The following is a 6,265-nucleotide window of genomic DNA, read 5'->3' as shown; positions in this document are numbered from 1 at the left end:
GCCGCGTGCACCGGCCGGGCCACCGGCACGGTCAGCTCCAGGTGCGGGTGGGCCCGGAAGCCGGTCCGCGGGTGCGCCCCGCCCCGGGTCCGCTCACCGACCACCGTCGCCCGGCCCAGCTGCTGCAGGTCGTACGCCAGCTCCTCGCCGCCGGAGAAGGTGTCTGGGCCGGTCAGCACGTACACCGGCTTGTCCGGGTGGTACCCCGGCACGGGCAGGTGCGGCGCGCTCCAGTACTGCCGGCCCGCGCCGGCCCGGTTGTACATGGTGTGCAGGTGCACCGGTTCGGCGAAGAACCAGCCGCAGATGAGGGCCACCGTGTCGGGGCTGCCGCCCCGGTTGCCGCGCAGATCGAGCAGGAGCGCGTCGGTGCCGGCGAGCAGCCCGAGCGCCGCCGTGACGGCCGCGCCGCCCAGCTGCGGCGGGGCGATGAAGGGCCGCAGGTCCAGCAGGCCGACGTTTCCGGCGAGCCGTTCCACGCTCGCCACCCCGCCCATGTGCCGGGCGGTCAGCTCGGCCCAGGCGTCCTCGTCCGGGTCCTCTTCGCGTTCGGGCAGCGCGGTGGCGTGGTGCTTGAGGCGCAGGTGCAGGTCCCGGTTGACCGATTGGAGGTCCTCGGTGACCAGCGCGCCCAACGCCGCCGGGTCGGCGGCCTCGGCGTACCGGCCGGCGCGGAGGCGGTCGCCCAGGTGGGCGGCGATCTGTTCGGCCACGTCGGGAAAGACGTAGTGCTCGGCGACCAGCTTGGCGGACCGCTCGACGATCTCGGTGATCTCGTCCTGTCGCATCTTCCTGCCCCGTTTCCACAGTGGTGTGCGGGCCAGTAGAGCAGCCGATTGACAAAGCGTCAAGAGAATTAGACGCTTTACGTCGTGCCCGACCCACTCCCCGACGCTCTCCACGTCCGCACCCCCGCCCACTTCAAGGCGCTGGCCCATCCGTTCCGCCACCGGCTGCTCTTCGCCCTCGGCGCGGGGCCCGCCACCATCAGCCAGCTCGCCGCCGGGCTGGGCGCCGCCAAGGGCACCGTCGCCCACCACCTCAAGGTGCTCACCGAGGCCGGCCTGGTCCGCCCCGCCCACACCCGGCAGGTCCGCGGCGGCACCGAGCAGTACCACGAACGCTCCTTCCGCCGCCTCGTCGGCGGCGAGGGCGACGCCGGGGCCACCGCCGCGCTGCTGGGCGCGGTCGCCGAGGAACTCGTCGCCGACCCCGACCCGCTGCTGCACCTGCGCCACCTGCGGCTCACCCCCGAGCAGGCGGACCGGCTCCGGACCAGCCTGGAGGAACTCGTCACCGGCGCCGAGGAGGCCGACACCAGCCAACCGCGCCACGGCGTCCTGGTCGCCCTCTACCGGCGCGGCGCGCCCGCTGCTCCGCTGAAGTGGCCGGTGACGATCGGCCCTGGCGGTGGTAACCCGCGCTGACTAGGCTGGCCGCGTTCGCCGTCCGCAACCCGGTCCTCGTCGTCGAGGTGCGCGCCAGAGAGAGCCGGAGCGATCGTTGTGCCCCAGCAGGACGTGGACCCGGCCGTGACGGCGCGGGCCCGTTCCCCGCTCGCCGGCCGCGTCGGGCTCGTCGCGGCCGCCTTCGTCGTACTCGCCGAAGCCGGCTGGCTGTTCGCCGGCCTGCCCAATGCGGCCCTGGTCAGCGACGTCGGCGCGGTGGCGGTGTCGAGTTGGGCGGCGGTGGCCTGCACCCGGGTGGCCCGCCGGCACCCGGAATCGCTGCGCCGGTTCTGGGCGCTGCTCGCCGTCACCATGGCGCTCGCCGCGCTCGGCCGTACGGTGTGGACGATCGAACGGCTCGGCGGGGAGGGCCTTCCGCACACTCTGCTGGTCGGCGGGCTCTTCACCGCCGGCATCGTCACCGGCACCGCCGCGCTGCTCTGCTCCCTGGCCGCCCCGCGCAGCCTGATCGGGCAGGCCCGTACGGTGCTCGACGGGGTGATCGTCGCGCTGGCGCTGATCCCGATCGGCTGGGTCGTGGTGTTCCGCGACATCGCCGCCGCCGACCTGGCCGACCCGCTGCGCACCTTCGGGCTGCTCTACCCCATGTTCGACCTGATGCAGCTCACCATCCTGGTGGCCGTCGCCGGGCCGGCGCGGCCGATGTGGCGGGCGCTCACCCTGATCGGGGCCAGCCTCGCGATCCGCGCCGCGGCCGACGCCGTCTACGTCTCGCTCATCGCGCACGGCAGCTACGCCCCCGGCCACCCGATCGACGTCTGTTGGCCGCTGAGCTACCTGCTGATGGGCGCCGCCACCAGCCAACCGCCGCCGGCCGCCGACGACGGCGAGGACGAGACCATCGAGTCGCCACTGCCGCCGTGGTGGCGGGTGGCCCTGCCCTACCTGCCGGTCGGCGGCGCCATCGTCGCGGTGGTGCTCGCCCGGCGGCCCACCGGGCAGACCCCCCACCTGATCTTCGTCAGCATGATGGCCCTGCTCGGCGTCCTCGCGCTGCGCCAGGGACTGGCCGCCAACGAGAACCTGCGGCTGGTCGCCCGGCTGCGCCGGCTCGCGTACTCCGACCAGCTCACCGGGCTGCCCAACCGGCTGAGCTTCACCCGGCGGCTGCGCCGGGCGCTGCGCGACGGCCGCCCGGTCGCCGTGCTGCTGCTCGACCTGGACGGCTTCAAACAGGTCAACGACCGCTTCGGGCACGCCGCCGGGGACCGGCTGCTCACCACCATCGCCGAGCGGATGCGCGACAACGTCGGCGCCGACGGCATGATCGCCCGGCTCGGCGGCGACGAGTTCGCCGTGCTGGTCGGCGGCGACCGGCCGGTGCCGCCCGAACGGCTCGCGCAGCGGCTGCTCGCCGCCCTCGAACCGCTGCCCGGCGAGGAGGACCTCGGCGTGCACCCGTCGGCCAGCATCGGCATCGCCGAGTACGGCCCGCAGCACACCTCCCACACCGACCTGCTGCGCGACGCCGACATCGCCATGTACGCGGCCAAGGCGGCCGGCAAGTCCGCGTACCGCTCCTGCACCCCGGAGCTGCGCGAGTCGGCGGTCAGCCGGGCGGAACTCATCGCCGACCTGCGTCGTGCGGTCGACGAGGGGCAGCTGCTCATGGAGTTCCAGCCGATCGTCGACCTGGCCAGCGGCACCGTCCGCAGCGCTGAGGCCCTGGTCCGCTGGCGCCACCCCCGCCTCGGCGTGCTGCCGCCGGCGAAGTTCCTGCCGCTGGCCGAGGAGACCGGGCTGATCCTGGCGATCGACCGGTGGGTGCTCGGGCAGGCGTGCCGGGCCGCGGCGACCTGGCGGCAGCACGCCCCCGATGTGACCGTGGCGGTCAACATCGCCGCCGCCCACCTGCCCCGCCCCGACCTGATCGCCACGGTCACCGAAGCCGTCGAGGCGGCCGACCTGCCGCCGGACGCGCTCACCCTCGAACTCACCGAGTCCGCGCTGATCGACGGGAGCGAGGAGGTGCTCGGCCGGCTGGCCCAGCTGCGCGAACTCGGCATCCGGATCGCCATCGACGACTTCGGCACCGGCTACTCTTCGCTGAGCTACCTGCACCGCATCCCCGCGACGGAGCTGAAGATCGACCGGTCCTTCGTGGCCCGGCTGGACGCCGAGGACGGCCGGGCGTACGCCACTGTGGAGATGGTCAACCGGTTGGCCGGCGCGTTCGACCTGATGGTGGTGGCCGAGGGCGTGGAGACCGGCGCTCAGCACGCGGCGGTGGCCGCGATCGGCTGCGTACACGGCCAGGGCTGGCGGTACGGCCGCCCCGCCGCCCTGCCCGACCTGCTCGCCGCGCTCACCCCGGTCGACGCCACCCGCTGACCGGCCCGGGGTGAGGGGGTCTAAGGTCCCGGCCGGAACGGGGGGTTCGGCCCTGCTCGGGACCCACGTCGGGCAGCCACGATGGAACGGACATCAGCTAGCCGCCACCATCCATACAGGAGCTCGACATGAAGCGACGGACGCTGGATCTGCTGTTCAGCATCGGCGGGCTGGGCCTCGCGGTCCTGCTGCTCGTCGTGGGCATCGTCCTCACCACGAACGCCAACTTCGCCAACAACTACGTGCACGACCAGCTCGCCGCCCAGCACATCAGCTTCAAGCCGGCCAGCACGCTGACCGACGAGGAAAAGAAGTCGGACTGCCTGCGCGAGTACGCCGGCAAGCGGCTCACCACCGGCAAGCAGGCCGAGTGCTACGCCAACGAGTTCATCGGCCTGCACCTCAAGGCGATCGGCGGCGGCAAGACCTACGCCGACCTGGGCGCGCCGGAGTCGGCCCTGAAGGCTCAGGTGGCCCAGGCCGAGCAGGCCAAGGCCGCGAACCTGCCCGACCTGCAGAAGCAGCTCGCCCAGGTCAGCGCCCAGCGGGAGACCGTGTTCAAGGGCGAGACGCTGCGCGGCATGCTGCTCACCTCGTACGGCTTCAGCGAGTTCGGCCGCAAGGCCGGGCAGGGCGCCCTGGCCATGTACCTCGGCGCGGCGCTGCTCCTGCTGCTGTCGGTGGCGGGTCTGTGGCACGCCTTCCGCACCCCGGCCAGCGAGACGTTCGCCGCCCCCGAGCGGACGAAGGAGCGGGTCACCGCCTGACCCGGTCCACCACCCGACCGCCCCCGGCCTCCTCCACCCCTCAGGAGGCCGGGGGCGATCACTGTCCCGCCCGCTCCCGCCGGCCGGCGGCACAATCGGCTTGACCCTCACGCAACGGGAGGCGGGAGCCTTGGTCGCGGAAGGGAGGGAGCCATGGCGTACACGGTGGGTCAGGTGGCCCGGGCGGCCCGGGTGACCGTACGGACGCTGCACCACTACGACGAGATCGGGCTGCTGTCGCCGAGCGGGCGCAGCCCGGCCGGCTACCGCCGCTACGACGACGCCGACCTGGAGCGGCTGCAGCTCATCCGCGCGTACCGGGAGCTGGGGTTCCCATTGGAGGAGATCGCCGAGATCCTCGACGACCCGGGCGGCGACCCGCTGCCGCACCTGCGGCGCCAGCACGACCTGCTGACCGGGCGGATCGGGAAGCTGCAGGAGATGGTCACGGCGATCGAGTTCGCGATGGAGGCGAGAAAGTTGGACATTCAGCTCACCCCGGAGGAGCGGTTCGAGGTGTTCGGGGACTTCGACCCGGACGAGCACGCCGAAGAGGCCGAGCGGCGCTGGGGCGGCACCGAGGCGTACCGGCAGTCCGCCGAGCGGACGGCGCGCTACTCGAAGGAGGACTGGCAGCGCAACAAGGCCGAGAACGAGGACTGGGGGCGGCGGATCACCGCGCTGATGGACTCGGGCGCGCCGGCCGACGGGCCGGAGGCGATGGCCCTCGCGGAGGAGCACCGGCAGCTCATCGGCCGCTGGTTCTACGACTGCTCGTACGAGATCCACACCGGGCTGGCGGACATGTACGTGGCCGACCCGCGGTTCACCGCGTACTACGAGAAGATCCGGCCGGGGCTGGCCGCGTACCTGAACGGGGCGATCCACGCCAACGCGATCAGCCGGGCCTGACCCGACCTGGCTGGCAGGATGGGCCGGACGGCTCAGCCACCGGAGGTCTCGTGATCATCGTCGCCGGCACCCTGTACGTCGATCCCGCCGAGCGGGACGCCTACCTGGCCTCGTGTGTGGAGGCCGTGCGGGCGGCCCGCTCGGCGCCCGGCTGCGTCGACTTCGCGGTCAGCGCCGACCTGGTCGAGCCGGGCCGGATCAACGTGTACGAGCGGTGGGAGTCCGACGAGCAGTTGCTGGCCTTCCGCGGGTCGGGCCCGAGCGAGGAGCAGGCGGCGGCGATCCGCGGCGCCGAGGTGCACAAGTTCCGCATCTCCGGCGTCGAGGCGCCCTGACCCGTCGCGGTCGGGCCCGGTCAGCGCCAGGTTGGCGGATAGTCGTACCAGGGCAGGAGCCGCCCGCCGATCAGGGCGGCGGCGAGCACGACCGCCACGGCCGGCAGGACCGTGTCCAGCAGGTAGGCCGGGCCGGGCCCGGTCAACCCGATCAGCGCCGCGGCGACGGCGGCCGGCGCGTGCGGGGCGCGGAGCAGCAGCATGAGCACGACGGACGGCACCGCGGCGGCCGTAGCTGCCCATGCCGACGAGCCGATGACGGTGGTGACGGCGACCGCGAGGACCGTGCAGGTCGGATAGCTGAGCAGCAGCGCGGCTGGTCGGGCCAGCGGCGCCCGGGGCGCCATCGCGAGCACGGCCGCCGAGGCGACGAAGGGCAGCGCGAAGACGTCCCGTCCGGTCAGCCGCTCGGCGGCGGCGAGCAGGGCCATCGTGGCGAGCAGCAGCGCGC

The 6,265-nt window shown here is 73.5% G+C and carries 7 protein-coding genes; 5 read left to right on the top strand and 2 right to left on the bottom strand.

The window, feature by feature from the left end; translation table 11 throughout:
* Window positions 1-788 (bottom strand): S41 family peptidase (locus ACWEVO_RS26930; RefSeq protein WP_452310298.1); only part of this gene is annotated, 788 nt, incomplete at its 3' end.
* Between the two features lie 84 nt (window positions 789-872).
* On the opposite strand from ACWEVO_RS26930, the gene ACWEVO_RS26925 reads away from it, so the two are divergent.
* The 5 genes from ACWEVO_RS26925 to ACWEVO_RS26905 all read left to right on the top strand — a co-directional run bounded on the left by ACWEVO_RS26925 (window position 873) and on the right by ACWEVO_RS26905 (window position 5,814).
* The gene (locus ACWEVO_RS26925) at window positions 873-1,427 is read left to right on the top strand and encodes an ArsR/SmtB family transcription factor (RefSeq protein WP_452310297.1); all 555 of its coding nucleotides are present in this window, start codon (window positions 873-875) and stop codon (window positions 1,425-1,427) included.
* A 78-nt stretch (window positions 1,428-1,505) separates the two neighbouring features.
* A complete protein-coding gene (locus tag ACWEVO_RS26920; protein ID WP_452310295.1) occupies window positions 1,506-3,800 on the top strand; it encodes a putative bifunctional diguanylate cyclase/phosphodiesterase in 2,295 nt (764 codons plus the stop codon).
* Between the two features lie 128 nt (window positions 3,801-3,928).
* Entirely contained in the window at window positions 3,929-4,567 is a 639-nt protein-coding gene (locus ACWEVO_RS26915) for a hypothetical protein (protein WP_452310294.1), read from the top strand.
* Window positions 4,568-4,720: 153 nt separating this feature from the next.
* Window positions 4,721-5,479: a MerR family transcriptional regulator gene (locus tag ACWEVO_RS26910; protein WP_452310293.1), complete on the top strand. Its 759-nt coding sequence runs from the start codon at window positions 4,721-4,723 to the stop codon at window positions 5,477-5,479.
* A 50-nt stretch (window positions 5,480-5,529) separates the two neighbouring features.
* Window positions 5,530-5,814, top strand: coding sequence for a putative quinol monooxygenase (locus tag ACWEVO_RS26905; protein WP_452310292.1), 285 nt, complete (start codon window positions 5,530-5,532; stop codon window positions 5,812-5,814).
* A 20-nt stretch (window positions 5,815-5,834) separates the two neighbouring features.
* Here the strand turns inward: ACWEVO_RS26905 and ACWEVO_RS26900 are convergent.
* Window positions 5,835-6,265: HPP family protein (locus ACWEVO_RS26900; RefSeq protein WP_452310291.1), on the bottom strand; the 431-nt coding region annotated here is incomplete at its 5' end.

This window comes from Micromonospora sp. NPDC003776 (genome assembly GCF_053605645.1).
Note: the sequence above shows the minus strand (reverse complement) of the source record. Positions and strands in the feature narration are given on the sequence as shown.